Below are 761 nucleotides of genomic sequence, written 5' to 3' on the forward strand. Positions count from 1 at the left end.
CGCCGTCGGCGCGCCAGCGCCAGCCCTCGGTCAGGCCCAGCGTCAGCACGAACACGTCGAGGGTCTCGAACAGGCGGCGCACCTCGGCCAGATGCGCGTCGCGCGCGGCGACCACCGCGGCCTCGTCCGCGAAGCCGGCGGGCTCGACGGTGGGGCGGAACGGGTCGACGTAGCGGCCGTCCTCGCGCAGCCACGCCTTCAGCTCGGGCTCGAACCGGCCGTAGGCCCGGTCGAACAGCTGCACGAACTGGCGCGTGTAATAGAGGTTGCCGTACCGGGCCGAGAAGGTGCCGAACTGGCGTGCGTCGGCCTCCGCCGGCGCGGTGCCCTCCGGGGCGGCTTCCGTCACGTAGTAGTTGAAGCCTTCCGCCCGAAGCGCCTCGGCGACGCGCTGGGCGAAGCACGATCCGCCGGTGGCGACCTTGTCGGCCTGGCCGATCGCGAAGGGCGCGCGCGGCCGCGGATCGACGGCGAAGGGGGCGACGTTGGTCACGACCTTGCGCCAGAAACGCTCGGCCGGTAGACCGCTATAGGGGTTGGACGTCATCTTGTAGACCCTTCCTCCGACCTCCGGCGCAACCGCCTCGGCGACGCGCCCCGAGCTTCTTCGCCCCACCCGATGCACCCGGCGCGTAACGTGGCCCTGTCCGATCTGCCTAGGCGCGCCCGCGGCGCGTTCTCGTTGTCGCCGCCATCCTGGGCGACACCGTGGCGCGCCAAGCCCGCTGCCGATGCGGGTCGGCGCGGCCCGCGCATCGCGG

General features: G+C 73.1%; 1 protein-coding gene. It reads right to left on the minus strand.

Going from position 1 to position 761, the window contains the following annotated elements; all coding sequences use genetic code 11:
* On the minus strand, positions 1 to 547 hold a 547-nt coding region (locus tag FV223_RS29085), incomplete at its 3' end, for a GSCFA domain-containing protein (RefSeq protein WP_147730051.1).
* Positions 548 to 761 lie beyond the last annotated feature (214 nt).

The organism is Methylobacterium sp. WL116, from assembly GCF_008039455.1.
Lineage (GTDB): Bacteria > Pseudomonadota > Alphaproteobacteria > Rhizobiales > Beijerinckiaceae > Methylobacterium.